Raw genomic sequence first — 26,693 nt, forward strand, 5'->3', positions numbered from 1 at the left:
GCATGTGCAGTCCTCTGGAGTCTAATACCATGCTGACTGGCGGACGTCCCACCCTCGCCCAATTCATCATCGAGGAGCGCCGACAGGCACCGGGGGCCACCGGCGAGTTCGATGCACTCATCACCGACATCGCCCTCGCCTGCAAGGCGATTTCCCAGCGCGTAGCGCTGGGGGTGCTCGTCGATGACGAACGGACGGTGGGCAATCGCAATGTCCACGGCGAGGAGCAACAACCGCTCGACATCGCGGCCAATGACCTGTTCCTGCGGGCCGCCGAGTGGGGTGGACATCTCGCCGGCATGGCGTCGGAAGAGCTCGAGCAGCCGTACGCCATCCCCTCGCGCTATCCGCTCGGGAAGTATCTGCTGCTCTTCGACCCCCTCGACGGCTCGTCGAACATCGACGTCAACATGTCGGTCGGCAGCATCTTCTCGGTATTGCGTGCGCCGACTCCGGGGGCGCACGCGCAGCTGGCGGACTTCCTGCAGCCCGGCACGGCGCAAGTTTGCGCCGGGTACGCCGTGTACGGACCGAGCACGATGCTGGTCCTCACGTTCGGTCGCGGGACACACGGGTTCACCCTCGAGCCGCAATTGGGCGAGTGGGTGCTGACGCATCCGAACCTGCGCGTTGCCCCATCGGCCCGCGAATTCGCCATCAACGCCTCCAATCACCGGTTCTGGGAGCTGGCGGTCCGACGCTACGTCGACGAATGCCTCGCCGGCACGGCGGGCCCGCGCGGCGTCGACTTCAACATGCGCTGGATCGCGTCGCTGGTGGCCGAAACGCATCGCATTCTCATGCGTGGCGGCGTGTTTCTATATCCGCGCGACAGTAAGGCGGCCACGAAACACGGTCGGTTACGCATGCTCTACGAAACCAATCCCATCGCGTTCCTCATCGAACAGGCGGGCGGGATGGCCAGCACCGGCGAGCGTCGTATGATGGACGAACAGCCGACCGGGTTGCATCAACGCAGCGGTTTCGTGTTCGGCTCCAGCGAGGAAGTGCTGCGGATCGAGCAGTATCATCAGCATCAGCCACAGCAACAGCCACGGCAACAGCCAGAACACGGAGACCACGGATAACACGAAAACAACACGGATAAGCAAAAAGCGCTCTTCATCTTATCCGTGTTGGTTCTGTGTTTTCGGCGTCATCCGTGTTCTGGCTGTTGCTGTGGCTGTTGCTGTTGCTGTGGCTGTTGCTGTGGCTGTTGCCGTTCCTACCCTATCCGCCGATCGGCGAACCCGGGAACGCGGGCAACCCGACGGTCGCGCACCGGCGTGATGTCCCTCCATACTTATCCGTCATGCCTGGATTCTTCGAGAAGCTCGCCGCACTGTTCCAGCCCGCCGCCTCGCCCGACCGCGCGAACACGGCGGCAACCGTGCGCACCACGCTGCACGGCGTCCCGGTCGAGGTGATCAACACGCGCCCGGATATCGCCACCGCCGACGTGCTGGCGCGCCTCGACGAATCGCTGGCGCTCATCGCCACATATCAGCCGTGGCGTCTGGCGCACATACAACGCGATATCCGCGCCATCCGCGTGGAGCGCTTCGCCTGCCGCGGCGCCTTCATTCCGCAGGACAACGTGATCATCACCGAACTCACGTTCCTCGCGCGGCGCGACATCACCGCGGCGCCGGTGGCCTCGTCGATTCTGCACGAGGGCGTGCACGCGCGCGTGCATGCGATGGGCGTACATCGCACCGAAGACCAACTGCCGCGCGAAGAGCGTCTCTGCCGCCGGGCGGAACTTTCGTTCGGCCAGGCGTTGCCGACGGAACTCGGTGCGCCGGTCGTGGAGCGCGCGATGGCCAGTCTGTCGCTGAACGATCGCGACGTAGCGCCGATCGTGGATTGGCAGGAAGCGCAGCGCCGGCAGGACGCCGCCGATCGCACCGCATCGGCTTGAACGGCATGTAGGGTAGTGCAACACAGCGCGTGTCTCTCTCACTGAGCCTCCGTCGCGCGACGACATCCCCGCGCCCACGGACATCTCGACACATCACAATAGAGAGGCACCATGACGCACCACTCCACACGATGGACGGCGCTGCTCGCGCTCGCCCTTGGGTCACTCACGCCGACGTCACGCGCCGCCGCGCAGGTATCGGTGCTCGCGCGCACCGCGATCGACGATGCGGTGCACGTCACCTTCGGCCAACTGTGCGAGGACCGCTTCGTGATCCGCAACGACGGCGCGAAGCCGGTGGATCTCGAGTACGCCGTCGAAAAGGGCACCGAACACACCAAGCTCACGCTCAATGCGCGCGAACTGGTGGAACTCGAATCGAAAGCCAAGGAGCCGCTGGAACTGTGGATCGGCGGCAAGCTCGTGGCCAAGGCCGTGAAGGAGAAGCGCGCCTGCAAGGATGTGCAGGGTAATGCGTCCGTGCTGGTCGCCCCGCTCGAAGTGGCCGCGAACACGAAGGACGACCGGAACGCCTATGCACGCGGCTACCCGTACTACGACCCGTTCATGTTCGGCGCCGGCTTCGGCTACGGCGGATTCGGTCTGGGCGGCTTCGGCTATCGCCCGTTCTACACTGGCTTCGTGGGCGTGCCGATCATCGTGGGCGGCGGCCCGCGCGGCGGCGGCGGACGCCGCCGATAGGCGGCCCGGGGCGCTGCGCCCACCCGAGGGAACTTCCCGCCCCGATTCCGGCTATGTTCTGCAGTCCGTTGCCGGGGTCGGTGCGGGTTTTCCTTTCGGGAGACGTCTGATGATTCGTTCGCTCATGGTCGCCGTGGTGCTGGCCACGGTCTCGCTCACCTCGACCGCACGCGCCGCCACCCTGCAGACCGCCGTTTTCGCCGGTGGCTGCTTCTGGGGTGTCGAAGCCGTCTTCGAGCACGTCAAGGGCGTCAAGTCGGTCGTGTCGGGCTACGCCGGCGGCACGGTGGTGAACCCCGACTACGAAACCGTGAGCAGCGGTCGTACCGGACACGCCGAAGCCGTGAAGGTCACCTTCGACCCGGCCGTGGTGTCGTACGAAACGTTGCTGGCCGTGTTCTTCACCGTGGCCCACAACCCCACGGAGCTCAACCGGCAGGGTCCCGACGTGGGCACGCAGTACCGGTCGGCGATCTTCTTCACCAACGCCGAGCAGCAGAAGAGCGCCACCACCGTGATTGCGCAGCTCACCCAGGCCAAGGCGTTCCCGCGCGCCATCGTGACGCAGGTGGCGGCGCTGTCCAAGTTCTACGACGCCGAGTCGTACCATCAGAACTACCTGTACAGCCACACCGATCAGCCGTACATCGTGTACAACGACCTCCCCAAGATCGACGCGCTGAAAAAGCAGTATCCGGCGCTCTGGGAGAAGACGCAGGGAAAGTAGGGCACTGGCGCCTCAGGCGGGGCCCAGTACCTCCGTGAAGAACGGCTCCAGCTCGATCACGAAGGGCGCATCGGCACCCGCGGGATGCCACTCCACGCGCTCGGCATGAATGCTCGGGCGATCGTCGCCCGGCAGCCATCGCTCGATCAGGCGCGAGTCGAGGTCCACGATCCAGTACTCGATGTTCGCGCGCTGATAGCGGCCGCGCTTCACGACGCGATCGAAGCGGGCGGTGCTGGGCGACAGGATCTCGATGAACAGCAGCGGATGGCCGCGCTCCTCGTCGGTGCGCGGGCGGCGACCATCGACGAGCGAAACGACATACAGGTCGGGCTGCACGAGCGTGCGTGGGTCGAGGACCCAGTCGGATGGCGCCACGAACACGACGCCAACCCCTGCTGGGCGCAGGATCGCCTCCAGCATGACGGTCAGCACGATCAACGCCGACTGATGCAGGGTGCGCGGCGACGGGCTCACCAGCAGCTCCCCGTCCACGCACTCGTACCGGTTGGACGGGTCATCCGGCAGCGCCTGCACCTCGGCGGCAGTCCAGATGCGGGGCATGAGCGCGGGCATGGCCATAGTGTGCCGAGCAGCGGGGGGAGATGGCAAGGGGTCACGTCCCATCATGACGGTCCGAAACGGATCGTGCGTCATCGTTTTCCCGCCGGTGGTATCGCGGAAACGTACGGCCTGCCTTTGGGACGCATTACCCCGCTCCGCACGGCGCAGTAGACTCCCAGTGACAGCAGCCAGACTCAACCTGCAGCCGGGATCCTGATGCGCCGCTCTTGGTCGTCCCTCGTCGTGCGTGCTGCCGTAGCAGCCCTGCTCTCCACGACCGCGGTAAACGCCGTCGCCGCGCAGTCCAGCATCGCCCCACCCGCGCGCTTCACCGACCCCGATCGCGTGGCGAAGCTACGCACCGCGCTCCCGCAGATCGACAGTGTGATGCGCGCCTTCGCCACGAACGCGCGCGTACCCGGCATCGCCTACGGTGTGATCGTGGACGGCAAGCTGCTGCATGTGGCGGCGCTGGGGCTGCGCGAGGTGCCAACCAAGGCGGCCGTCGACACCAGCTCGGTGTTTCGTATTGCGTCGATGACCAAGAGCTTCACCGCGCTTTCCATTCTGCAGCTGCGCGATGCCGGTAAGCTGTCGCTCGATGACCCGGCCGAACGCTATGTCCCGGAAATGAAGGCCATGCGCTACGCGACGAGTGACGCACCGCGCATCACCATCCGGCATCTGCTGTCGCACTCGGCGGGATTCCCGGAAGACAATCCGTGGGGTGATCAGCAGCTCGCCGCCACCGATGCGCAGCTGTCGGCCATGATCAAATCGGGCATTCCGTTTTCGAATGCCCCTGGCACGGCGTACGAGTACTCCAACTTCGGCTTCGCGATTCTTGGGCGCATCGTGCAGAACGTGAGCGGCATGCCCTACGCCCGCTACATCCAGCAGCGCGTGCTCCGGCCCCTCGGCATGACCTCCACCACCATGGAAGCGCGCGATGTACCGGTCAATCGCCTGGCGCACGGCTACCGCCTGCAGGACGGCGCATGGCTGGAAGAGGCGGCACTTCCGGACGGCTCGTTCGGCGCCATGGGTGGCATGCTCACCAGCAGCGCCGACCTGTCGCGCTGGGTGGCACTGATGCTCGACGCGTGGCCGGCGCGCGATGGCGCCGAGTCGCCGGTGCTCAAGCGCTCGTCGCTGCGCGAGATGCAGCAGATCGCGCGCTTCAGCGGCGCTTCGGCCGCGCGCAATGCGGCTGGTGTGCTGTCACTGAATGCCGGCGGCTACGCCTACGGCCTGCGCTCGGCGTCGAACTGTCTGTTCGCGCATATCGTGTCACACTCCGGCGGCCTTCCGGGTTTCGGCTCACAGATGCGCTGGCTCCCCGAGTACGGCGTGGGGATCGTGGCACTCGGAAACCTCACGTACACGGGCTGGACGGGGGTGATCGATCAGTCGTTCGAGATCCTCGCTCGCAGCGGCGGCCTCAAGCCGCGTGAACCACAGCCGGCGCCGGTGCTGCTGGCCATGCAGGAACAAGTCACGCGTCTCGTGCAGGAGTGGAAGCAGCCGCTGGCCGACAGCATCGCGGCCATGAATCTGTTTCTCGACGAGTCAGGCCCGCGTCGCGCGGCAGCCATCGAGCAGATGTCGAACGCGGTGGGCGGCAACTGCAAAGCCGTGGGACAGCTCTGGACCGAGAACGCGCTGCGCGGCGTGTGGCGCATGCAGTGCGCGAACGGGGCGCTTTCTGTTGCCATCACACTGGCGCCGACGGAACCGGCCCGAGTGCAGCAGTTCACGGTGGTGCCGATGCGGGCGGACGCGGTGCTGGGGCCGGCGCCGCTGTGCCGGCAGTGAACTGCTCAGTGGTCAGTGAACTGAATTCTGGCGTCTGACTGCTTATAGTGGTCGGAATTCAGCAAACTTCAGTCCACAGTACCGAGAGTTTGTCTGGCGGCATGGCCGTGAGTGCACCGCAATCCCGAGCGGCGAACGTCACCAAGGAAATTCTCGAAACTGTGCACGGTAGCTGCTGAACTCCGACCACTATACCCAGTCTGAAGCCTGAGCCTGACCGTCTGAACTCAGACTACTGAGCCGTCCGCAGCGCCCGCACACGGTATCGCCGCCCGGCTTCCCACACGTTGGCTACCAGCAGTCCCGCCAGCAGGAAGTACACCGCGCCCACCAGCTCGAACACCAGATACGACACCACCGCCGTGATCACGCCGAACACGATCTGCTCGCGCGCCTTCGGCGGCGACGTAGGCGGGTCGGTGACCATGAAGAACGCGAAGAACAGCGCGGCGTGCAGGTCGGGCTCCCGATACAGTTCGGCCACTTTCGCTGGGTCGCCCACGAATGCGGTGAGTGTGAACAGCAGGAAGTGCACACCGAGAAACGCCAGCACTGCCGGCATCTTGTTCACGCGATCGGTGATGAACACTCCGGTCACGAACAGCGCGGCGATGGCAAGGATGGGCAGCTCGGGAAGGGCGCCCCACCACGACTGGCCCGTGTCGAAGGCGAAGTAGCTGATCACCAGCGCCAGTGCGGCGGGATTGAACACGTTGGCCGAGCGTCCGCGCGCCACGTACTTACTGAGCACACCGATGGCAGCCGTGGCAGCAGCGACCTTCCACGAGCCGAACGGGCTGAGCACCATCGCCACCAGCAGCCCCGTGAGCAGCGCGCCACTGGGAAACGACCACTCCTTGTCGCGGTAGCGCAGGATCGGTGCGTCCACCAGCATCGCGGCGATGGCCGCGGCCGCCACACCGGGTGCGACCACCGCAAAGCCGCTATGCGCGCCCGCGATCGGGATCAGCACGGCGAGTGCGATCACCAACAAACCCTTCGGTGTCTTGAAGAACTTGTTGATCGACTTGATCGACTTGAACGAGTTGTTCGGCATCGGCGACATGGTCGCGATCACTTCAGACATCGATCCAATCCGGCGTTGTGTGACGAACGAGCTGCGCATCTACCAGGCACGCGCGGAGTTCATGATGTTCCAACAGGGCGAGCCCCTCGCCGCACCCCAACACAAACGCCGCGGTACCCAGAGCGTCGGCCACCATGGCGGCCGGGGCGATCACCGACGCACTGATCACATCGCGCGGCGAGGCGCCGGTACGCGGATCGAGCACATGATGTTCACCCGCCGTATGGTCGGCCACCCGCCGCTCATAGTCGCCTGACGTGCACAGCGCGGCGTCGGTGATCGCCACGCGCGTGAGCAGCACATGCGATTCGCGCGGATGGCGAATCCCGACCGTCCACGGCTGCTCAGCCGCGTTGTGTCCGCCGCAATACACGTCGCCGCCGGCGTCGACCACAAAATTCGCCAACGGCCGCAGCTCCTGCACTGCCATGTCGATGGCGAGTCCTTTGGCCACCGCGCCTAAATCCAGCACGAGCGTGCGCTCGAGCCGAACGGACCGCGCGGACTCGTTCAGCACCACATCACGGAACGACACCGGGTCCTCTTCACGCACGCCGGAGCGCACCACGGCGCCATCGCGATAATCGCAATTGAAGCCGCGGGCTTCCATACGTGCGCCCACGGTGGGGTCGAACGCGCCGTCGGTTTCTTCGGCCACCGCAACCGCGAAGCGCACCGCCTCGAACAACATTGGCGACACTTCCACGTCTACGCCGTGCGTGGCACACAGGCGCCGCAGCTCGCTGCCGCCATCGAACCGCGAGCACACCGACTCCACACGATCGAACCAAGCGAAGGCCCGTTCAATGGCGACATCGCGGGTGCGACGGGCGCGCGCACTGCGATCGTGCCCGACCACTTCGATGGTGACCACCGTGCCCATGCGCGCTCGTGAGGATTTCGGCGCACTCACGCGCGTGGCCTCCGACGGCAGCGCAAGCGTCGCGCGACTCACTTCGCCTGCGCGAGCGCCTGCGTGACCGCGTAGTAGAACGCGTCGGAGCTGACGGTGGCGCCCGACACGTAGTCCACCTCGGCCGACTGACGCGCCACCACCTGCGGTACCAGCACCGCGATCCACGAGCACGAGTAGCGCGTGAGGCACTGCGAGATCACGGCGTTCGTGATGCGCCCGTTCTGGATCTCGACCATCGCCTCGATGTCGCCATGCCGCGACGTACCGCGACCGAGGTACACGCCGTCCTTGTACGTCGTTTTCGCCGCGGTCTTGGCGGCGGGTGCGGCGGGTGGAGCAGCCGGTGGAGCAGCCGGCGGCGCGGCGGGTGCGGGCGTCGAAACAGGCACCGGGGCCGACTGCACCGTCGGCGGTGCGCTCGGCACGGCCGCGGGCGCCGCAGCAACCGGCGGAGTGGCCGCCACGGTCACCGGCGCATTCACCACGGGCGGCGGTGCGGTCTCCACCGTGGCCACCGGTGCCGACACCAGCGGCGTCGCGGCAGCAGCCTTGGAGACCGTCGCACTGGTCGCCGGTGACCCGGTAGCGGTCACGTTCGACGGGGCCGGCGTTGTGGCGACTCCGGCGGGCGTGGCCACCGCACTCGGAGTGCTCGGCGCCAATGCCGCCGCTGGCGCGTCCACCACCGCCACCGCCGGCATCGCCGGGACCGTTGCCGCGTCCCCCGACCCCCCAGCCGCCGTGCGCGCGCCCGCCGCGCCCGCCCCCGCCCGCGACGCACTGCGCGGACGACGCTCGGCGCTCTCCGCGGCCATGCGATCAGCCGCCGGCTTCGTTTTCGCGAAGCCGGCCGTGTACACGATCAGCACAGCCGCTGAACCGAGGGCGACCAGGTTGTTGCCGCGAGGTTTAGGCACGGAGAAGGCGGGTGCGTCGAAAGGCGAGACAGCAGGTCGGGCCGGAAGTATGAACGTGATGTTATACGTTGCGAACCGTGTCTCTGCTGCGCCATTCGTCCGAGTCCGCCCCGGGGAGACCATGCGCCTCACGGTGCTTCGATAGACTGGCCCCGTGACAAAGGGTGGCATGACGGCTCGCCGGTCGGGATCTTTCGACACGCGCGACGCGCCGCTCTCGATATCCTCTTCGCCCTCATGACTCTTCCGCCGCTCGATCCGCAGGACTGGGAGCAGTACCGCGCCCTTGCACACCGCATGGTGGACGAATCGCTCGACTACCTCCGAGACGTGCGCGACCGACCCACGTGGACCCCGATGCCGCCACCGGTGCGGGAGCGACTCACCTCCGAGCCGTTGCCGCGCAGCGGCGTGGGCGATGTCGCCGTGTACGAGGAGTTTCTGGCCGACATTCGCCCCTATCCCAACGGCAACATCCACCCGCGATTCTGGGGGTGGGTGATGGGCACGGGAACGCCGCAGGCGGCCATGGAAGATTTCCTCGCCTCGGTGATGAACCCGAATGTCGGTGGCTTCGAGCAATCGCCGGTGCTGGTGGAGCGACAGGTCATCAAGTGGTGTGCCGAACTCATGGGCTTCCCCGACACGGCGGGCGGGATCCTGGTGAGTGGCGGAACGCTGGCCAACGACCTGTGTCTCGCCGTCGCACGACAGAAGGGGGCCGGATTCGATGTGCGCGCGGAAGGACTGCAGGGCGGTCATCCCACGCTGCTCGTGTACGGCAGCACCGAAACGCACGGCTGGCTCAAGAAGGGCTGCGAGTTGCTGGGGCTCGGCGCCGCCGCTTTCCGTCGCGTGCCGGTGCTCGACGACTTCACGGTGAACGTGGCCGAGATGGAAGCGATGATCGTGGCCGACCGCGCGGCCGGTCATCGCCCCATCTGCATTGTCGGTACCGCCGGCACGGTGCAGACGGGCGCGACCGACGATCTCGAGGCACTGGCCGATCTGGCGGCGCGCCAACAGCTCTGGTTCCACGTAGACGGCGCCTTCGGGTCGATGGCGGCGCTGTCGCCCGACACGGCTGCGCAGGTGAAGGGGCAGGAGCGCGCCGACTCGATTGCCTTCGACTTGCACAAGTGGGGCTATCTGCCCTTCGACGTGGCGTGCGTACTGGTGCGCCATGATGCCGATCTCGTGGAGACGTTCTCGGCGCAGGGCGCGTACCTGTCGAGTGAGAAACGCGGCGTGATGGCACAGAGCGGTGTGTTCTTCGCCGACCGCGGCGTGGAGCTCACGCGCAGCTTCAAGGCCCTCAAAGTGTGGATGCGCCTCCGCGCCATAGGCACCGATACCCTCGGCCAGCACATCGCGCGCAACGTCGCGCAGGCGCACCGTCTCGCGGCCCTCGTACAGGCGCACCCGGAGCTCGAACTGCTTGCGCCGGCGCCGCTCAACATCGTGAACCTGCGTTACACCGCGCCGGGGCTCGACGACACGGCACTCGACGCACTCAATCGCGAGATTCTCATTTCACTGCAGGAAGACGGCGTGGCCGTGCCGAGTGGCACGGTGATCCGCTCTCGGTTCGCGATCCGTGTGGCGATCGCGAATCACCGATCGAACGACGCCGATTTTGATGCGCTTGTTGAAGCGGTCGTGCAACGCGGTCGGTCGCTGACGGTCGTGAGATAACGTCAACGCCTATGGCCCATAACGCACAAACCGCGCGGACCCGTGAGGATCCGCGCGGTTTCGTCGCTCTATAGGCAGCGAGCGCGCCTACCGGCTCACGCCTTCGCCAACAACGGCACCAGCAGGAGCGCCACGATGTTGATGATCTTGATGAGCGGGTTGATGGCGGGGCCCGCGGTATCCTTGTACGGATCGCCCACGGTGTCGCCGGTCACCGACGCCTTGTGGGCTTCGCTGCCCTTGCCGCCGTGGTTGCCTTCCTCGATGTACTTCTTGGCGTTGTCCCACGCGCCACCACCGGTGCACATCGAGATGGCCACGAACAAGCCGGTCACGATCGTGCCCATGAGCAGGCCACCCAGCGCCGCGCCACCCAGCAGGAAGCCGACAATGGGCGGGATCACGAGCGGCAGCAGCGACGGGAGAATCATCTCGCGAATGGCGGCCTTCGTGAGCAGGTCCACCGCCTTGTCGTACTGCGGCTTCTGCGTGCCCTTCATGATGCCGGGCAGTTCCTTGAACTGACGACGCACTTCCTGCACCACCGCACCGGCCGCGCGACCCACCGCCTGCATGGCCATGGCGCCGAACAGGTACGGAATCATGCCGCCAATGAGCAAGCCGATCACGACCTTCGGATCGTCGATCGAGAAGTTGACCGCGCTGCCGAGATGCACGCCCAGCTTGCTCGAGTAGTCGGCGAACAGCACCAGCGCGGCGAGGCCGGCCGAACCGATCGCGTAGCCCTTGGTCACGGCCTTCGTGGTGTTACCCACCGCGTCCAGCGCGTCGGTGATCTTACGAATCTCCGGGCCGAGATGGCTCATCTCGGCGATACCACCGGCGTTGTCGGTGATCGGACCGTACGCGTCGAGCGCGACGATCATGCCCGCCATCGACAGCATCGACGTGGCCGCGATGGCGATGCCGTACAAGCCGGCGTGCAGGAAGCAGAAGTAGATCGCGGCGGCCACGACGAGCACCGGGGCGGCCGTCGACTTCATTGAGACCGCGAGGCCGGCGATGACGTTCGTACCATGGCCGGTTTCGGACGCCTTGGCGATCTGACGCACCGGGGAGTACTCGGTGGCCGTGTAGTACTCCGTGATCACGACCAGCGCGGCCGTGAGGCCAAGGCCGATCATGGCACAGATGAACAGGTTCGTGCCCAGCTCACCGGGGAACATGGTGCGCGTCACGAAGAAGAACGCGATGGCCGCCAACACACCCGACACGATCAGGCCGCGGTACAGCGCATTCATGATCTTGCCGCCCGGCTTCACGCTCACGAAGAACGTGCCCACGATCGACGCCGGGATCGACACCGCGCCGAGCACCAGCGGATACAGCACGCCGGTGTTGCCGTAGGTCGCGAACGACAGACCGGCCACCAGCATCGCGGCGATGATCGTCACCGCATACGTCTCGAATAGGTCAGCCGCCATGCCGGCGCAATCGCCGACGTTGTCGCCGACGTTGTCGGCAATCACGGCCGGGTTGCGCGGATCATCTTCTGGAATGCCGGCTTCCACCTTACCCACGAGGTCGGCGCCAACGTCGGCACCCTTCGTGAAGATGCCGCCGCCCAGTCGGGCAAAGATCGAGATGAGCGACGACCCGAAGGCCAGACCGATCATCGGCTCAAGTGCGGAGCGGATCGCTTCTTCACCCGTGCCGTTGCCGAGCACGTACATGAAGAAACCGGCCACGCCCAGCAGGCCGAGGCCGACCACGAGCATGCCGGTGATCGCGCCGCCCTTGAAGCTCACATTGAGCGCGGCGTTCAAGCCGCTGGTCGCAGCCTGCGCGGTGCGGGAGTTGGCGCGCACCGAGACGAACATGCCGATGAAGCCGGCGAGCCCGGAGAGCACGGCGCCGATCGCGAAGCCGACGGCGGTGACCCAGCTGCCGAGACCGAAGCCGACGGCGAGGAAGAGCACCACACCGACGATGGCAATGGTGGTGTACTGGCGCTTCAGGTAGGCGTCCGCGCCTTCCTGAATGGCACCAGCGATCTCCTGCATGCGCGCGTTGCCGGCGGGGAGCGAAACGATCCAGCGGGCCGAGAGAATGCCGTAGGCAATGGCAACGGCCGAGCACACGAGGGCAAGGACGAGAGCGTACTGCTCGAGCACGGGGTATCCGGGGTTATTGAAGTGAGACGTGGGATGCCCTTGGCGCAGAGCATCCCGGTAAAGTCGCTGAGCGGCGGGGGTTAGGCCAGTCCCCTTGGGCCGCGGCGTACCGACGCGGTGGGGGTGGCGGGCGAATCCCGCTGGCGCGGCTGGGTCTCGTCACTGAGATTCTCGGGTGTCGCCCCCACCTCTGCCAGGAAGCTCCCATGTCCCGCCGAATTTCCCTGATCGCCGTGGCACTGCCCACCGTCGCGGTCCTCGCCGGCTGCACGCTCCAGCGCTCGGCCCCCGGCACCGCCGGTGCACTCGCCTCGTCGGCCATGGCCGATGACCACATGGCGCACATGAACGCCGCCGACCTGTCCATGCCCGCCAGGCGCTCGTCCGGCGCGCAGCAGGGCATCGCCGGCCTGCCCGCCAGCAACAACACGGCGCCGGCACGCCTCAAGGCCAGCCCGCGTCACGCCGAGTGGGTGAAGATCGCGTGGGAAGCCGGATCGGCCGACTCCATCATGGCGTGGGTGGTATACCCGGCCAGCCCGAACAGCCGGGCCAAGGCGCCGGTCGTCGTCGTGGTGCACGAGATTTTCGGCCTCTCCACCTGGGTGCGCGGTGTGGCCGACCAAGTGGCCGCCGACGGCTTCATCGCCGTCGCCCCCGATTTCCTGTCGAAGGTGCGTGGTGGCCCCAGCAGCGTCGAACTCCCCGCCGACTCCGCGCGCAAGCTCATCGCCGGCGTGAACTCGGCCGACCGCAATCGCGCCATCGCCGCCGCCGCGAACTACGCCATGATGCTGCCCAGCGCGCAGCAGAAGTACGCCGTGATCGGCTACTGCTGGGGTGGACAGACGGTGTTCATGCACGCCGTGAACGGCGGCCTGAAAGGCTTTTCGGGCGGTGTGGCCTTCTACGGCCTGCCCTACACCACCGGCGGCACGCCGGCCACGGCCACCACGGCGGCCGTACCCGCCAGCATCAACACCGACTCGATCGCCAAGATCTCGAAGCCCGTGATGCTGCTGAACGGCTCGAAGGACGCGCGCATCGCCGCCGCCATGCCGGCCCTCGATTCGATCATGAAGGCGATGAAGAAGGACTATTCGGGCACGAACTACGAAGGCGCCACCCACGGCTTCCTGCGCGCGCAGGATGACCCCAAGGCCACGCGCGACGAAGCCGAAGAAGCCGCCAACCTCGCGGCCACCAAAGACGGCTGGCCCAAGACGATCGCCTTCCTCAAGAAGAACCTCGGCGTGAAGTAAGCGCCGCGTACCGGTCTGCTCCCGCTGTCGACGCGAGGCTCGTGCTCAGAGCTTTTGCGTCGACAGCAGGAGGCTGGTTTCGGAGTTGGCTACGCCCTTGATGCCCCGAATGCGACGCAACACCGCGTCGAATGCTTCCAGACTGTCGGTGCCGATTTCGGCCAAGATATCCCAGCGCCCGTTGGTCGTGTACAGCGCCTGCACCTCCGGGTAGCCCCGCAGCGTGCGCAGGATCGCATCCGAGCGATCCCCTTCGATTCGGTCGCCTTCCACCGCGATCGACATGATGGCCCGCACGCGGTGCGCCGCCGCTTCCGGCGTGGTCCGCACGGTGAACCCCAACAGCACGTTGTCGGCGATGAGCCGGTCGATCCGGTTCTGGACGGTGCCACGCGACACCTTGAGCTGCTTGGCCAGCTGGGCCACCGACATCCGGGCGTTCTCCCGGAGCAGCCCGATCAGCCGCAGGTCCTGCGCATCGAGGTCTTTGAGCATAATGACAGAATTATGCCGCATTTTGTCAGATTATGCAGCATTTATGGTCATTCGTTGAACTTGTTGCTGTCATTGGACCGCGGCAGCTTGAAGACATGAATGCGACCATCGCCTCCCCAGCCCGCGCCGTCGTCAAACCGTGGACGGGCACCGTCCAGCTGATCGGCGTCCCCATGGACCTCGGCGCCAGCCGCCGTGGGGTGGACATGGGTCCGTCGGCCATGCGCCTCTCCAGCCTCACCGCCCAGCTCGAACGACTCGGGCTCACGGTGGAGGATGCGGGCAACGTGCCGGTGCCCGATCGCACGTCGCTCGGGAGCGACCCGCGGGCGGTGCTCGACGCGATTACCGCGGTCTGCATCGATCTGGCCGGACGTACCGCCGCCGCCGTGCGCGCCGGCATCCGCCCGCTGGTACTGGGTGGCGATCACTCACTCGCTGCCGGCTCGGTGGCCGGGACTGCCACGGCGCTCGCCGAGCGCGGGCAGCGCACGGGGCTCATCTGGCTCGACGCGCACGCCGATCTGAACACGCCGCAATCGAGCCTCAGCGGCAACGTGCACGGCATGCCCGTCGCGCATCTGTTGGGCTTCGGACATCGGCGCCTGCGGCAACTGTCCACCGCGACACCGGCGGTGAGCCCGGAGCATCTCGTGTACGTGGGGCTGCGCGACCTCGACGACGCTGAGCGCGCCATGATCCGCGAGCTGGGACTGCATGCGTACACCATGCGCGACATCGATGAGCGCGGTCTGCGGGCGGTGATGGACGAAGCCGTCAGCATCGCCACCACTGGCACCGGCGGCGTACATGTGTCGTGCGACGCCGACTGGGTCGATCCGGCCGAGGCACCGGGGGTGGGCACGCCGGTGCGCGGAGGTGCCACCCTGCGTGAAGCACATCTCGCCATGGAGATCGTGCACGACTCCGGCGCGATGGTGGCCATGGACCTGGTGGAAATCAATCCGATTCTCGATCGACAGAACCAGACCGCCGAACTGTGCGCCGAGTTGATCGCGAGCGCGTTCGGCCGTCGGATTCTCTAAGCGCGGAGCACACCATGACGATGACGACCATGACCGCCACCGACGAACTGATCGCCCGCGAAGACGCATGGGGCGCGCACAACTATCATCCGCTCGACCTGGTGATCGATCACGCCGAAGGCGCGTGGGTCACCGACGTGGAAGGCAACCGATACCTCGACTGCCTCAGCTCCTACTCGGCGGTGAATCAGGGGCACTGTCACCCGCGCATTCTCGCCACGCTGGTGCAGCAGGCGTCACGCGTCACGCTCACGTCGCGCGCCTTCCGCAACGATCAGCTCGGCCCCTTTTGCGAGGAGCTCGCCGCGTTGTGCGACATGGAGATGGTGCTCCCCATGAACACCGGTGCCGAAGCGGTGGAAACGGCCATCAAGGCCGCGCGACGCTGGGGCTATCGCACCAAAGGCATTCCCAGTGGCCACGCCACGATCATCGCCTTCGAAAACAATTTCCACGGACGCACCACGACGATCGTAGGGTTCTCATCGGAGCCGGCGTACAAGGCCGACTTCGGTCCGTTCGCCCCGGGCTTTGTGCTGGTGCCGTTCGGCGACATCGAGGCCGTGCGGGCCGCGATGACGGCGAACACCTGCGCGGTGCTGATCGAGCCGATTCAGTGCGAGGCCGGCGTGCTCATGCCGCCCGATGGGTTTCTGGCAGAACTCTCGGCGCTGTGCACAGCGAATCGCGTGTTGCTGATTGCCGATGAAATCCAGACGGCGCTCGGTCGCACCGGCACCATGTTCGCCTGCGATCACGACGGCGTGACGCCCGACATGTACGTGCTGGGTAAGGCCCTCTCCGGCGGATTCTATCCAGTGTCGGCGGTGGTGTCGCGACGCGACGTACTCGGCGTGTTCGGCCCCGGCTCGCACGGCAGCACCTTCGGCGGCAACCCGCTCGGCTGCGCGGTGGCGCGCACGGCGTTACGCGTGCTGCAAGACGAGCATCTGGTGGAGCGGTCGGCCGAGCACGGGGCGTGGTTCCTGGAGCAGGTGCGCACGTTGCGTCATCCGGCCATCAAGGCCGTGCGCGGCCGCGGATTGATGATCGCGATCGAATTGCACGAGAAGGCGCGACCGTATTGCGAAGCGCTCAAAGCGCACGGCATGCTGTGCAAGGAAACGCACGATACGGTGATCCGCCTGTCGCCACCGCTGGTGGTGAGCCGCGAGGATCTGGCGTGGGCGATGGAGCGGCTGCGGGTGGTGTTCGCGAGCTGAGGCCGCTAACTGCCCAGTACTGAGTGTTCTGGCGACAGGCGTCGGACTGGGTATAGTGGTCAGATTTGAGCAGCTACAGTGCTCGGTGCCGAGGATTTCCTGACTGCGTGTGCGGGGGCGGGGGGTCGTTCGTGTCGCCGACCTCTCGAACCGCCAGCGCCACGAAACCCGCTCGGCACCGTGCACTGCTCCTGCTGAATTCAGACCGCTATACCAAGCAGAGTTCTGAGTTCAGATCACTGACCACTGAATCAGCGCATTCAGCCGAATCACCGCTGACCCGAACCGCCCCGCGTTCACTCCAGCTCCTTCCCCTGCGTATTCGGGATCACCGACCACGTGAGCGCGGCCAGCAGGTACGCCGATCCCGCCACCGCGAACGCGGTCTGAAAGCCGCGTGACGTAGCCAGCGTGCCCACCGTGAACGGCGCCGCTGCACTCGCGATGCGTCCGATGTTGTACGTGAATCCCTGCGCCGAGGCGCGAATGGAGGTGGGGTACATCTCGGCTGTGACCGCGCCGAAGCCGCTGAAGAAGCCGGTACCGAAGAACGCCACGAAGGGTCCGAGCAAAAGCAGCAACAGCGGGTTTGACAACGAGCCATACAGCGGCAGCAGCAGGCTCGCGCCAAGCAGGTACGCCACGTACACCTTTTTGCGACTCATCACGTCGGTGATGTAGCCGAACGACACGTAGCCCAGCCACATGCCGAGCTGCATGAACACCACCAGCTTGGACATCGTGGCGGTGCTGAGTCCGATGCCACCCTGCGTGACGGGCAGCGAGAGGTACGCCGGGATCCAGCCGTTCATGCCCCACCAACCGAACAGCGTGCAGGCGTTCATGAACGTGACCGCCGCCGTGCGCTTGAACATCGCGCCACGAAAAATGTCGAACACCGATTGGGCGCGCGGTGCATTCGGCCGTGCGGCGGCACCCGACCGCTCGGCGTCGAGACGCGCAGCGTTCAGCGACTTCCAGGCATCGGGTTCTTCCACGTTGCGGCGCACCCAGAGCGTGAAGAACGCCGGCAGGATGCCGATGAAGAACACGGCGCGCCATCCGTAGGCGGGGAGCACGAACCCCACCACTGTGGCAGCGGCGGCAAACCCGATCGCCCATGCGCTTTGCATGAACGCCAGCGCACGGCCACGAGATTTTGCAGGCCAACTCTCCGACACCAACGCGGCGCCACTGGCCCACTCGCCGCCCATACCGAGACCGAGCAGCGCGCGGAAGAACGCGAACTGCCAGAACGTACTCGAGAGGCCGCAGGCGGCGGTGAACACGGAGTACAACAGCACACTCGCAATCATCGATCGCGTGCGGCCGTAGCGGTCGGCTACCCATCCGAAGAACAGGCCGCCCGCCGCGCCGCCCAGCAGCGTGATCGATCCCAGTGCGCCGGCCTGGCCCTTCGTGAGCCCCAACTCGGCGATCACCGCCGAAAGCGTGAGCGAAAAGAGCATGACGTCGAACGCGTCGAGCGCCCATCCCATGGAGGCGGCGATCAGCGCACGGCGAGACTGCGGGGGCGCGACGCGCCACCAGCCCATGAGGCCGGAATCGGACGGAGCAAGCGACGCGGTGCTCACGCGAGCAACTGCGCCGCAAACGTGGCCGCGTCGATATTCGCGCCACACACCACGATCCCCACGCGCTGGCCCTCGAGCCGTTGGCGTAGTGGATACATCAGCGCCGCCAGTGAGGCCGCACCGGCCGGCTCCACCACGAGCTTCGCCGCGCGGAAGGTGAGACGCATGGCCTCGCGGATCTGGTCGTCGCTCACCAACACCACGTCGTCCACGAACCGTCGGTTGAGCGCGAACGAGTACGGCTCACAGCGCGGCGCACCAAGTGAATCGGCAATGGTACGAACCGCGTCGATCGATTGCGGTGATCCCGCCGCGAAGCTGCGCGCCATGGTATCGGCGCCTTCCGGTTCCACCACATACACCGCCGTGCCCGGGCTCATCTGCTTTACGGCGCAAGCCACACCGCCGGTCAGACCACCACCACCGGCGGCCACGATCACGGCGTCGAGTTCATCACCCGCGGCGCGCACCTGATCGATGAACTCCATGCCCACACCGGCGGTGCCGAGTGCCGTCTTCGGGCCCTCGTACGGATGCACGAACGTGCGTCCTTCGCCGGCTTCGATTTCCTTCACCCGCGCGAACGCCGCGTGCACGTTCTCCACGAGTTCGACCGTGGCGCCCAGTTCACGACACACCTGCACGCGGAAGGCGTTCGCCGTTTTGGGCATCACCACCGTGGCGGTGGTACCGAGCACGCGCGCCGAGTAGCCGAGCGAGATGGCGTGATTCCCGGCGGATACGCCCACGACGCCGCGGGCGAGCGCGTCGGCATCGAGATCCAGCATCACCGAGAGTGCGCCGCGCGGCTTGAAGCTGCCGGTGCGCTGAAACAGTTCTTCTTTCAGCCACACGCGTGTGGTATCGCCCACGGCGCGTGCGAGGGCATCGTCCACCAGCACACGCACCGACGTGGTGATGACGCGATCGCCGAGTCGTTCCCGGTTGGCGCGGATGGCGTCGATCGTGGGAACATCGACTCCCCCGTGCGGATCGCTCACGGCGCGGGCCGTTTGTACAGCCCCACCAGTACACCCTTGCCGCGGATATGCGAGGCCATGGCGGCCATCACCTCACGTCGCGTGAGCGGCGGCGACATCCCGGTGGGCGCCACGTTCACCATCGCGTCGAGGGCATACAACTCGAATACGTAGTGATGCGCCGGTCCGGTGGCCGGTGCGGCCGGGCCACGATAGTACGGCCCGGTGCCGCTGATCTGGCGCATGCCGTTGACCGCCTGCGCGCCCTGGGGCACGCCCTCGGGCAGCGACGTGGCATTGCCCGGGATATTCCACACCATCCAGTGCAGCAGGTCGTCGGTGCCGTCGCCGATAGCCGCGTCGGCATCGTGGACCAGCAGCACGAAGCTGCGAGTGGAATCCGGGGCGCCGCTCCAGCTCAACGCGGGTGACACATCGCGTCCCGTTTGCGCGTGGCGTGCCGGGATCATGCCGCCGTCGGTGAACGCCGTCGAGGTCAGCGTCATCACGCGCATCGCGGCGCGGGCAGGGGCGCGGGCGGGCTGCGGGGCGGCCGGGGCGGCGGGCCGCGCCTGCGCGAACGCCGTGGTGGCGGTGCACAGCAACGCGACCACGAGGACCACGCGGGTCTGAACCTTCGTCATCGTGGCGCTCACGAGAACGACTTCGGCTGACGCTTCCGCCACACGTCGTACCGCGCGCGAAGGGTCTTCACCGGATTGAGATTCTCGCCGGCCTTGATCGCATTCGGTCCGCCCTGCTCCGGCTGCGTGACCGTGAGATACATCGCGTACGTACCGTTGTTGTGCGAGTCGCCGCTGGTGTCGTTCGCATTCGCCATCAGGATGTAGGCGATGTACGAGGTGCGTCCTTCGCAGGGACTGGCCGGGGCTGAACCGTCGGCGGGGAGAGGCGGGCAGACACAGCGACTATCTCCGCCGTATTGGTCTGCGGTTTCGAGGGCGGCCATCACGCGATCGGTGAGCGCGCCGTTGGTGTGCAGAAACGCCTTTACCGCGTTGGGAATCACTTCGCCCGGGCGCAGGATATTGCCCTGAATCGAGTAGTAAATCTGCGTACCCGGGACGCGGCCCTGAATATCCTGGCTCACGTACCCGTTGGTGAGCCCCGAATGGCCGGCGCTGCGTCCCGTGAGGTCGAGAATGCCGAACTGCCTCGACTGAAAGGAAGGGTCTTCCGACAGCATCTCGATGATGCGCGCCGGGTCGGTGCCTTTCTGGAGCTCGCGGTACACGAGCATCTGATTGGCGTGGGTGCCGTCCACGCCAGCCTGACAGGCCGCCACCCCCTTGCCGGGCACGACGACGGCCTGGATGCCCATCAGAAAGGCGTCATTGTTGTTGACGCAGGTGGCCGAGGCGATGACGACACGCCCGGTGGCCGCGTCGACGGCGATCACCGACCAGGTGGCGTGCGCGGCCCGTGGCAGGGTGACGGACAGGAGGACGAGGGCGGCCGCGTGGCCGACGGCACGCCGCAGATGAGATATCAGCATGTCGCAAACGTGCGCCCCACACCACCGGACTCGCAAGGGAGCGTGGGCTTATCGCACCAGCCGGAGCGCCCAGTCGTACACGTCGCCGTACTGCTGCGCCGCGTGGTCCCACGAATTGTCCTCGCGCATGCCGCGCGCCCGCAGCAGCGCCCAGCTTTCGTGGTCACGATACACCTGCAGCGCGCGGCCGATGGCGTCGGTGAAGTGACGCACGTCGAACGGGTGGAAGCGGAAGCCGTTGCCGTCGTACCCTTCGCGCACCGTGTCGTTGAGGCCACCGGTGGCGCGCACGATCGGCACACTGCCGTAGCGGAGCGCGATCATCTGGCCCAGGCCGCACGGCTCGAATCGTGACGGCATGAGAAAGGCATCGCTGCCCGCGTAGATGCGCTGCGCCAGCGCCGCGTCGAACCCGATGCGGGCCGCGATCCGGTGCGGGTGCGCGCGCGCATGCTGCTGCATCAGGAACTGCAGATGCGCGTTGCCCGACCCGAGCACCACCAGCTGCGCATCGGTGCGCTGCAGCAACCACGGTATGGCCCGATCGAGCAGGTCGAGCCCCTTCTGTTCCACCAACCGGGACACGATGCCAAGCAGCGGGCGATCGGGCGCCACCGGCAGATCGAACTCCGCCTGCAACGCCGCCTTGCAGGCCGCCTTGCCCGAGGGATCGTCGGCGTCGAACAGGGCGGCGATGTGTGCGTCGGTGGCCGGATCGAAGGCCTCGCGGTCGATCCCGTTCAGGATGCCCGCCACCCGATCGCGTTTGGCGCGCAGCAACCCGTCCAGCCGCTCACCGTACTCGGCCGTCATGATCTCCTGCGCGTACGTGGGGCTGACCGTCGTGACCACGTCGTTGAACAGGATCCCGCGCGCCATGAAGTTGAAGGTGCCGGCGATGCCGGGGCCCATGCCATCCTCTGGCAAGCCACCTTCCGTGAGCCCGGCCAGGGCCAGCGTTTTCGTGCTGCGCTGCCCTTGATACGCCAGGTTGTGGATCGTGAACACCGTGGCGACGTGCCCGAAGGTGTAGGCGCAGTACGTCTTCAGGTAGTTCGCGATCAGCGCGGCATGCCAGTCGTGACTGTGCACCAGATCAGGCTGCCACCGTTCCACTTCGCGCAGATGTTGCATGAGGGCCAGCACGCCGCGCGCGAAGAGGATGAAGCGGCGATCGTCGTCCGCTTCCCCGTAGATGGCCACGCGCTCGAAGGCGGCGGGAATATCGAGCAAATAGATGGGCGTGCCGCTGCCGGCGAGGCGCCAGATCCGCAGCTCTTCCTGTCGTTCGCCGACGGTCAGAAACGAGGCGGCGATGGGACCCTCCACCGGGAGGCCGCGCTCGCGGAGTTCGCGGAAGTACGGCATGACGACGCGCACGTCGTGCCCTGCGCGCCGCAGCGCCGCCGGAAGGGCACCGGCCACATCGGCCAGTCCACCCGACTTGATCAGGGGGGCGACTTCAGCCGCCGCGAAGAGAACGTTCATCTCCGAAAAATGCAGCTCCGAATCCCCTGCGGACACCCTTCCGCGAGATCCATCACAGGGACAGAATGAGGAGAGATGGACTCCTTGTCCCGATTTCGAGTGCCTCCCGACATGACCGCTCCCTCCCGCTCCGGCTTTCTCGCCAGAAACGCCATGGCATACGTGCTCGCCGGAGGCCGCGGCTCACGGCTGTACGAACTCACCGATCGGCGCGCGAAACCGGCCGTCTACTTCGGCGGAAAGACGCGCATCATCGACTTTGCGCTCTCCAATGCCCTCAACTCCGGCATTCGCCGCATCGGCGTCGCCACGCAATACAAGGCGCACAGTCTGATCCGCCACTTGCAGCGCGGCTGGAACTTCCTGCGCCCCGAGCGCAACGAAAGCTTCGACATCCTGCCGGCCAGTCAGCGTGTGAGTGAAACGCAGTGGTACGACGGCACGGCCGACGCGGTGTATCAGAACATGGACATCATCGAGGCCTATCACCCGGAGTACATGGTGATTCTCGCCGGTGACCACATCTACAAGATGGATTACGAGCTCATGCTCGAGCAGCACGTCGATCAGAATGCGGACGTCACCGTCGGCGTGCTCGAGGTGCCGCGGAAGGACGCCTCCGGATTCGGCGTGATGCACGTCGATACCGATGATCGGATCGTGCACTTCCTCGAAAAGCCGGCCGATCCCCCCGCCATTCCCGGCAGCCCGGACACGTCACTGGCCAGCATGGGCATCTACGTGTTCAAGACGACATTTCTGTTCGAACAGCTGCGCCGCGACGCCGCCGACCCGAGCTCGTCGCGCGACTTCGGCAAGGACATCATTCCGTACGTCGTCGCCAACGGCAAGGCGGTCGCGCACCGCTTCAGCACATCCTGCGTCAAGGCCGATCGCGAAGTCGAAGCCTACTGGCGCGACGTGGGCACGATCGACGCGTATTGGGAGGCGAACATCGACCTCACCAGCGTCGTGCCATCGCTCGACCTGTTCGACCAGGATTGGCCGATCTGGTCATACAGCGAGATCACCGCCCCCGCGAAGTTCGTCCATAACGACACGCACCGTCGCGGCGCCGCCATCAATTCGCTCGTGGCCGGCGGCTGCATCGTGTCGGGCTCGCACGTGGAGAAGTCGCTGCTGTTCACCGGCGTGAAGGTGCACTCCTTCGCGCATCTCGACGGCGCGGTGGTGCAACCCGACGTTCAGATCGGCCGCGGCGCACGGCTGCGCAACGTCGTCATCGATCGCGGCGTGGTCATCCCCGCCGGCTTGGTGGTCGGCGAGGATCCCGAGAAGGATGCGCGTCGGTTTCGGAGAACCGACAAGGGCCGCGTGCTCATCACCCAGCCGATGATCGACAAGCTGCCGGAGTAACGGCGAACACTGAGTAGTCAGTAGGCAGTCGCTGATATCAGACTGGGTATAGTGGTCAGAATTCAGCACCGACAGTGCTCGGTGTTGAGAATATGATGGCTCCCGTGTGCGTCGACCACGATGGCGCTGCGGAGCACCCCGTGGTCATCACACGCTCGACACTGCGCACTGTTGCTGCTGAATTCTGACCACTATACGAACCAGACGCCTGAACTCTGTAGCTGAACTCTGTAGCTGAACTCTGTAGCTGAACTCTGAGCTGTTCCCCCGCTCCCCCTACGCGTTCAGATTGTACCGCATGATGCTGGCATGCACGCCCGTCATGTCCCGCTCGAGATCGTACACGTCACCACGTGGCCCCGGCGCGGCCGCCACCAGCGCCTGCAGCGCGGCCCGCTCGCTCGCCGAAAAGTCCAGCGAGAGCGAGGCCAGCGTGGCCGGCAGGTGATCGGCGTGTCGCGCGCCGAAGATCACCGACGTCACGGCCGGTTCGTCGAGCACCGCGCGGAGCGCCACCGCGCCGATCGTACTCGCGTGCGCATCGGCGATACCGCGCATGCTCTGCAGCAACGGCTGAAACGCCGCCCAGCCCCCGAACTCGTCGATGATCAGCTTGTACTTCACCAACGAGCGGTTCTCGAACGGCGACTGCGGCTCCGCCGCGTCCAGCCAGCGCTCGTGAAAGAAGCCACCGGCCAGCGCGCCGTACGTGAGCAAGCCCACGCCACGTTCGGCACAGAGCGTGGCCATGTCGCCCAACGCGCGGCGATCGAGCAGCGAGCACTGCACCTGATGCGACACCACCGGAATGCCCGCATCGAGCAACTGGCGTAGGCGCACGGTGTCGAAGTTGGTGACACCAAGCTGACGGATCTTGCCGATGCGCTTGAGCTCTGCGAGATGACCGGCCGCGTCGAGCCATCCGGGGACGTCGAAGTTCCACCAGTGGAACTGCACCAGATCGAGCGCGTCCACCCCCAGCCGCGTGAGGGAGCGATCGATCAGTCGCTCGATATCGGCACGCGTGAGGGTGGGCAACGCGTCACGATCGGGCACGCACTTGGTGTGCACGCGAATCGTGGGCGCGGCAGCGCCATACCGTTCGTGCCAGCCGCGCAGAAACTCCCCGATGAGCGCCTCCACGCCGGTATAAATGTCCGCACAGTCGAACGCCGTAATGCCCGCCTCGGCGAACGCCACCATGTCGGCGATCGCACGCGCGCGATCCACGCTGCCGTGACCACCAGCCAGTTGCCAGCCGCCCTTGATGAGGCGGGGCACCACGTAACCCGGCGCGAGCACGCGGGTGGGGATCGGCGGATGCTGCACGGCGCTCACGAGTTGGCCTCGGGCGGCAGCGGCACCAGGGTCACGTCGGCATGGCGAAACGTGGTGGTACCCGTGCGCGTGATGCGGAACCGTCCCCCGCAGTACGGGTCGGGACAGGCGATTTCGGCGTCGGTCGTCATCCAGTCATTCGGATGCGTGGGTCGCTGCTTGGCCGGCAACAGTGGCAGGAGCGCCGCCAGCGGATAGAGCGGAAAGGTCTGACCGGCCGGGAACGCGAGGTTCTCCCCGCGCAGCGTGAAGAAGTCGCCCGCCTGATGGTTGCACACCATCGGGCGTTCAGTGGCGATCACCTCCACCCGGAGATCGAACAGCGTAAAGGCGTCGTCGCGCGCGGTCGATGAGGTATCCCGTGCGGGTTCCCGATTGGTCTCAGACATGGCGCGAACGATAGCGCCACACGACCTTCTCCTGCCATATGCCCAGCCCATCGCCCTCCCCTGCCCCGATGCCGACGCCGCTCACCTTCTACGGCGGACTCGCCGGGGCGCTCGCCCCCTTTGCCGCATTCCTTGGCGGCGTGGCGTGGCTCGCGCTGAACGGCGCGCCCGATGAAAAGGGGTTCTGGCCGATCTTGCTGGGCGCGCTCATGCTGGGCCTGCTGCTGGCCAAGGACCGCGAGCGCTACGCCGAGGCGATGCTGGATGGCATGAGCGAACGCGTGGTGATGGTCATGTTGTGCGCCTGGCTGTTCGCCGGCGTGATGGGCGCCGTGCTGAGCGCGGGTGGATTGGTCACGGGCCTCGCGTGGGCTTCGCGCACCGTGGGGCTGGGCGGCGGCGCGTACGTGGCCGCGACCTTTCTCACCACCGCGATCGTGTCCACCGCCACCGGCACCAGCTTCGGCACGATCCTGTTGTGTGGCCCGATTCTGTATCCCGCCGGCGGGGCGGCCGGTGCCATGCCGGCGGCGCTGATGGGCGCAGTCCTCGCCGGCTCGACGTTCGGCGACTCGATGTCGCCGGTGTCGGATACCACCATCGCCTCGAGCGGCACACAGCGCGTGGACATCGGCGGCACGGTGCGCAGCCGCTTGAAGTACGCCGTCCCCGCCGGGCTCGCGGCCCTGGTGGCGTCGGCGCTGCTGGGTGGTGGCGGACCGGTCACGGAGGTCATCGCCGCCACGACCTCCGACGTGGCACCGGCGTCGCCAAACGGACTGGTGCTGTTGCTCTCCCCCGCCCTCGTGATCGCGATGCTGCTGCGCCGCACGCATCTCATTACCGCGTTGCTGACCGGCGTCGCCACGGCGGTGGGCATCGCCCTCGCGCTGCAGCTCGTCACGCCGTACGACCTGCTGCACATCGCGCCCGGCACCTTCGGGGCCACGGGCGTGCTGGTCGACGGCATGCAGCGCGCGATCGGCGTGAGTGTGTTCACGCTGCTGCTGGTGGCGCTGGTGGGCACGTTGCAAGCCACCGACGTGCTCGACCGACTGGTGCAGGCATCGCAGCGTCGGGCCCATTCGGCGCGCGCGGCCGAGGGGTGGATGGTGGGCGTGGTGTCGGCCGCGGTGTTGCTCACCACGCACAGTGTCGTGGCCATTCTGGCGGTGGGGGAGTTCACGCGACAGACCGGTGAACGCTTCGGCATCGATGGCTATCGACGCGCCAATTTGCTCGACCTCACCGTGTGCACGTGGCCGTTTCTGTTGCCGTATTTTCTCCCCACGATTCTGACGGCCAGCGCCAGTCGCAGCGGCGAGGCCTTCGGCATGCCGCCGCTGGCCGCCGGCACCGTGGGGCTGTACAACTCGTACGCGTGGGCACTGGTGGCGGTCGTGCTCTTCACGGTCTTCACCGGATACGGGAGCACACGACGCACCCGTATATAGCAGCATCATCGACACACTTATGCGCCATTATCACACTTTTGGACCGCATAA

Annotated in this window: 24 protein-coding genes; 11 read left to right on the top strand and 13 right to left on the bottom strand. The window is 66.4% G+C overall.

Features of this window, described 5'->3' with window-relative positions:
* Positions 1–29: 29 nt before the first annotated feature.
* The 4 genes from ACIRA7_RS03065 to msrA all read left to right on the top strand — a co-directional run bounded on the left by ACIRA7_RS03065 (position 30) and on the right by msrA (position 3,350).
* On the top strand, positions 30–1,088 hold the full coding sequence (locus ACIRA7_RS03065) for a class 1 fructose-bisphosphatase (RefSeq protein ID WP_396219331.1): 1,059 nt from the start codon (positions 30–32) through the stop codon (positions 1,086–1,088).
* 56 nt (positions 1,089–1,144) lie between these two features.
* Positions 1,145–1,921 carry a hypothetical protein gene (locus ACIRA7_RS03070; RefSeq protein WP_396219332.1) on the top strand — a complete coding sequence of 259 codons (777 nt, stop codon included), beginning with the start codon at positions 1,145–1,147 and terminating at the stop codon, positions 1,919–1,921.
* A 111-nt stretch (positions 1,922–2,032) separates the two neighbouring features.
* Positions 2,033–2,623, top strand: a complete 591-nt coding sequence (locus ACIRA7_RS03075; protein WP_396219333.1) for a hypothetical protein — start codon at positions 2,033–2,035, stop codon at positions 2,621–2,623.
* 109 nt (positions 2,624–2,732) lie between these two features.
* Entirely contained in the window at positions 2,733–3,350 is a 618-nt protein-coding gene (gene msrA, locus ACIRA7_RS03080; protein WP_396219334.1) for a peptide-methionine (S)-S-oxide reductase MsrA, read from the top strand.
* A gap of 12 nt (positions 3,351–3,362) precedes the next feature.
* Here msrA and ACIRA7_RS03085 read toward each other — a convergent pair whose 3' ends face one another.
* The gene (locus ACIRA7_RS03085) at positions 3,363–3,926 is read right to left on the bottom strand and encodes a Uma2 family endonuclease (RefSeq protein WP_396219335.1); all 564 of its coding nucleotides are present in this window, start codon (positions 3,924–3,926) and stop codon (positions 3,363–3,365) included.
* Between the two features lie 231 nt (positions 3,927–4,157).
* On the opposite strand from ACIRA7_RS03085, the gene ACIRA7_RS03090 reads away from it, so the two are divergent.
* Positions 4,158–5,729, top strand: a complete 1,572-nt coding sequence (locus ACIRA7_RS03090; protein ID WP_396219336.1) for a serine hydrolase domain-containing protein — start codon at positions 4,158–4,160, stop codon at positions 5,727–5,729.
* A gap of 232 nt (positions 5,730–5,961) precedes the next feature.
* Here the strand turns inward: ACIRA7_RS03090 and ACIRA7_RS03095 are convergent, their stop codons facing one another.
* From ACIRA7_RS03095 to ACIRA7_RS03105, 3 genes are read right to left on the bottom strand one after another with little or no spacing between them, the layout of a single operon-like run.
* The gene (locus ACIRA7_RS03095; RefSeq protein ID WP_396219337.1) at positions 5,962–6,816 is read right to left on the bottom strand and encodes an RnfABCDGE type electron transport complex subunit D; all 855 of its coding nucleotides are present in this window, start codon (positions 6,814–6,816) and stop codon (positions 5,962–5,964) included.
* On the bottom strand, positions 6,809–7,771 hold the full coding sequence (locus ACIRA7_RS03100) for an FAD:protein FMN transferase (RefSeq protein ID WP_396219338.1): 963 nt from the start codon (positions 7,769–7,771) through the stop codon (positions 6,809–6,811). The genes ACIRA7_RS03095 and ACIRA7_RS03100 overlap by 8 nt, the downstream gene beginning before the upstream one ends.
* A complete protein-coding gene (locus ACIRA7_RS03105; RefSeq protein ID WP_396219339.1) occupies positions 7,768–8,649 on the bottom strand; it encodes an FMN-binding protein in 882 nt (293 codons plus the stop codon). The genes ACIRA7_RS03100 and ACIRA7_RS03105 overlap by 4 nt, the downstream gene beginning before the upstream one ends.
* 237 nt (positions 8,650–8,886) lie before the next feature.
* Here ACIRA7_RS03105 and ACIRA7_RS03110 point away from each other — a divergent pair, with 237 nt between their 5' ends.
* Positions 8,887–10,344 (top strand): pyridoxal phosphate-dependent decarboxylase family protein, encoded by a 1,458-nt coding sequence (locus ACIRA7_RS03110; RefSeq protein WP_396219340.1) that lies wholly within the window; start codon positions 8,887–8,889, stop codon positions 10,342–10,344.
* Between the two features lie 95 nt (positions 10,345–10,439).
* On the opposite strand, the gene ACIRA7_RS03115 is transcribed toward ACIRA7_RS03110, so the two are convergent.
* Positions 10,440–12,479 carry a sodium-translocating pyrophosphatase gene (locus ACIRA7_RS03115; protein ID WP_396219341.1) on the bottom strand — a complete coding sequence of 680 codons (2,040 nt, stop codon included), beginning with the start codon at positions 12,477–12,479 and terminating at the stop codon, positions 10,440–10,442.
* Positions 12,480–12,685: 206 nt separating this feature from the next.
* Between ACIRA7_RS03115 and ACIRA7_RS03120 the strand changes: the two genes are divergently transcribed.
* Entirely contained in the window at positions 12,686–13,741 is a 1,056-nt protein-coding gene (locus tag ACIRA7_RS03120; protein WP_396219343.1) for a dienelactone hydrolase family protein, read from the top strand.
* Between the two features lie 45 nt (positions 13,742–13,786).
* Here the strand turns inward: ACIRA7_RS03120 and ACIRA7_RS03125 are convergent, their stop codons facing one another.
* A complete protein-coding gene (locus ACIRA7_RS03125; protein WP_396219344.1) occupies positions 13,787–14,257 on the bottom strand; it encodes an Lrp/AsnC family transcriptional regulator in 471 nt (156 codons plus the stop codon).
* Between the two features lie 74 nt (positions 14,258–14,331).
* Here ACIRA7_RS03125 and rocF point away from each other — a divergent pair, with 74 nt between their 5' ends.
* Positions 14,332–15,282: an arginase gene (gene rocF / locus ACIRA7_RS03130; RefSeq protein ID WP_396219346.1), complete on the top strand. Its 951-nt coding sequence runs from the start codon at positions 14,332–14,334 to the stop codon at positions 15,280–15,282.
* Positions 15,283–15,296: 14 nt separating this feature from the next.
* Positions 15,297–16,505 carry an ornithine--oxo-acid transaminase gene (rocD, locus tag ACIRA7_RS03135; protein ID WP_396219347.1) on the top strand — a complete coding sequence of 403 codons (1,209 nt, stop codon included), beginning with the start codon at positions 15,297–15,299 and terminating at the stop codon, positions 16,503–16,505.
* 296 nt (positions 16,506–16,801) lie between these two features.
* Here the strand turns inward: rocD and ACIRA7_RS03140 are convergent, their stop codons facing one another.
* The 5 genes from ACIRA7_RS03140 to ACIRA7_RS03160 are packed head-to-tail and all read right to left on the bottom strand — an operon-like array spanning position 16,802 to position 22,084.
* Complete coding sequence (locus ACIRA7_RS03140; RefSeq protein WP_396219348.1) at positions 16,802–18,100, bottom strand: MFS transporter; 1,299 nt, start codon at positions 18,098–18,100, stop codon at positions 16,802–16,804.
* A complete protein-coding gene (locus tag ACIRA7_RS03145; protein ID WP_396219349.1) occupies positions 18,097–19,101 on the bottom strand; it encodes a threonine/serine dehydratase in 1,005 nt (334 codons plus the stop codon). Before ACIRA7_RS03145 ends, ACIRA7_RS03140 begins: the two co-directional genes overlap by 4 nt.
* Entirely contained in the window at positions 19,098–19,724 is a 627-nt protein-coding gene (locus tag ACIRA7_RS03150) for a YbhB/YbcL family Raf kinase inhibitor-like protein (protein WP_396219350.1), read from the bottom strand. Before ACIRA7_RS03150 ends, ACIRA7_RS03145 begins: the two co-directional genes overlap by 4 nt.
* An 8-nt stretch (positions 19,725–19,732) precedes the next feature.
* The gene (locus ACIRA7_RS03155) at positions 19,733–20,596 is read right to left on the bottom strand and encodes a DUF1028 domain-containing protein (protein ID WP_396219352.1); all 864 of its coding nucleotides are present in this window, start codon (positions 20,594–20,596) and stop codon (positions 19,733–19,735) included.
* Between the two features lie 48 nt (positions 20,597–20,644).
* Positions 20,645–22,084 (bottom strand): glycogen synthase, encoded by a 1,440-nt coding sequence (locus tag ACIRA7_RS03160; RefSeq protein WP_396219353.1) that lies wholly within the window; start codon positions 22,082–22,084, stop codon positions 20,645–20,647.
* 111 nt (positions 22,085–22,195) lie between these two features.
* On the opposite strand from ACIRA7_RS03160, the gene glgC reads away from it, so the two are divergent.
* Positions 22,196–23,461: a glucose-1-phosphate adenylyltransferase gene (glgC, locus tag ACIRA7_RS03165; protein ID WP_396219354.1), complete on the top strand. Its 1,266-nt coding sequence runs from the start codon at positions 22,196–22,198 to the stop codon at positions 23,459–23,461.
* A 276-nt stretch (positions 23,462–23,737) separates the two neighbouring features.
* Here glgC and ACIRA7_RS03170 read toward each other — a convergent pair whose 3' ends face one another.
* The gene (locus tag ACIRA7_RS03170; protein WP_396219355.1) at positions 23,738–24,799 is read right to left on the bottom strand and encodes an aldo/keto reductase; all 1,062 of its coding nucleotides are present in this window, start codon (positions 24,797–24,799) and stop codon (positions 23,738–23,740) included.
* Positions 24,796–25,188, bottom strand: a complete 393-nt coding sequence (locus ACIRA7_RS03175) for a TIGR04076 family protein (RefSeq protein ID WP_396219356.1) — start codon at positions 25,186–25,188, stop codon at positions 24,796–24,798. The genes ACIRA7_RS03170 and ACIRA7_RS03175 overlap by 4 nt, the downstream gene beginning before the upstream one ends.
* Positions 25,189–25,256: 68 nt before the next feature.
* On the opposite strand from ACIRA7_RS03175, the gene ACIRA7_RS03180 reads away from it, so the two are divergent.
* Entirely contained in the window at positions 25,257–26,642 is a 1,386-nt protein-coding gene (locus ACIRA7_RS03180; protein ID WP_396219357.1) for a Na+/H+ antiporter NhaC family protein, read from the top strand.
* Positions 26,643–26,693 lie beyond the last annotated feature (51 nt).

The organism is Gemmatimonas sp. (assembly GCF_044376735.1).
GTDB lineage: Bacteria > Gemmatimonadota > Gemmatimonadetes > Gemmatimonadales > Gemmatimonadaceae > Gemmatimonas.

Bases quoted from the DNA above. Each gene is read 5' to 3' on its own strand.
- ACIRA7_RS03065 (WP_396219331.1), top strand. From the start codon at position 30: ATGCTGACTGGCGGACGTCCCACCCTCGCCCAATTCATCATCGAGGAG.
- ACIRA7_RS03075 (WP_396219333.1), top strand. From the start codon at position 2,033: ATGACGCACCACTCCACACGATGGACGGCGCTGCTCGCGCTCGCCCTT.
- msrA (WP_396219334.1), top strand. From the start codon at position 2,733: ATGATTCGTTCGCTCATGGTCGCCGTGGTGCTGGCCACGGTCTCGCTC.
- ACIRA7_RS03085 (WP_396219335.1), bottom strand. From the start codon at position 3,926: ATGCCCGCGCTCATGCCCCGCATCTGGACTGCCGCCGAGGTGCAGGCG.
- ACIRA7_RS03095 (WP_396219337.1), bottom strand. From the start codon at position 6,816: ATGTCTGAAGTGATCGCGACCATGTCGCCGATGCCGAACAACTCGTTC.
- ACIRA7_RS03110 (WP_396219340.1), top strand. From the start codon at position 8,887: ATGACTCTTCCGCCGCTCGATCCGCAGGACTGGGAGCAGTACCGCGCC.
- ACIRA7_RS03120 (WP_396219343.1), top strand. From the start codon at position 12,686: ATGTCCCGCCGAATTTCCCTGATCGCCGTGGCACTGCCCACCGTCGCG.
- ACIRA7_RS03125 (WP_396219344.1), bottom strand. From the start codon at position 14,257: ATGCGGCATAATTCTGTCATTATGCTCAAAGACCTCGATGCGCAGGAC.
- rocF (WP_396219346.1), top strand. From the start codon at position 14,332: ATGAATGCGACCATCGCCTCCCCAGCCCGCGCCGTCGTCAAACCGTGG.
- rocD (WP_396219347.1), top strand. From the start codon at position 15,297: ATGACGATGACGACCATGACCGCCACCGACGAACTGATCGCCCGCGAA.
- ACIRA7_RS03150 (WP_396219350.1), bottom strand. From the start codon at position 19,724: ATGACGAAGGTTCAGACCCGCGTGGTCCTCGTGGTCGCGTTGCTGTGC.
- ACIRA7_RS03155 (WP_396219352.1), bottom strand. From the start codon at position 20,596: ATGCTGATATCTCATCTGCGGCGTGCCGTCGGCCACGCGGCCGCCCTC.
- ACIRA7_RS03160 (WP_396219353.1), bottom strand. From the start codon at position 22,084: ATGAACGTTCTCTTCGCGGCGGCTGAAGTCGCCCCCCTGATCAAGTCG.
- glgC (WP_396219354.1), top strand. From the start codon at position 22,196: ATGACCGCTCCCTCCCGCTCCGGCTTTCTCGCCAGAAACGCCATGGCA.
- ACIRA7_RS03175 (WP_396219356.1), bottom strand. From the start codon at position 25,188: ATGTCTGAGACCAATCGGGAACCCGCACGGGATACCTCATCGACCGCG.
- ACIRA7_RS03180 (WP_396219357.1), top strand. From the start codon at position 25,257: ATGCCGACGCCGCTCACCTTCTACGGCGGACTCGCCGGGGCGCTCGCC.